Origin of the sequence: Anaerococcus lactolyticus ATCC 51172, from assembly GCF_000156575.1 — a bacterium.
Classification (GTDB): domain Bacteria; phylum Bacillota; class Clostridia; order Tissierellales; family Peptoniphilaceae; genus Anaerococcus; species Anaerococcus lactolyticus.
This window is the reverse complement of record NZ_GG666188.1, coordinates 1-237: the sequence shown is the minus strand read 5'-3', so window position 1 is coordinate 237 and position 237 is coordinate 1. Positions and strand designations below refer to the sequence as shown.

At 67.9% G+C, this 237-nt stretch carries 1 protein-coding gene; it reads left to right on the top strand.

Annotated elements, in window-relative coordinates:
• Positions 1-237: endonuclease/exonuclease/phosphatase family protein (locus tag HMPREF0072_RS11710; RefSeq protein ID WP_369073167.1), on the top strand; the 237-nt coding region annotated here is incomplete at both ends.

Genomic DNA, 237 nt, shown 5'->3' with positions numbered 1-237 from the left:
CGGCGCTTCATCCTGCCGGAGTTGCGCGAAGCGGTGCGCAGCGTCGGTGCCGACCTGGTGTTCCTCCAGGAGGTCCTCGGCTCCCATAGCCTGCACGCCGCGCGCCTGCCATCCTGGCCGCCGGCGCCGCAATACGAGTATCTGGCCGACAGCATGTGGCCGCAGTTCGCCTACGGGCGCAACGCGGTGTATCCCGAAGGCCACCATGGCAATGCCGTGCTCTCCAAGCATCCGATC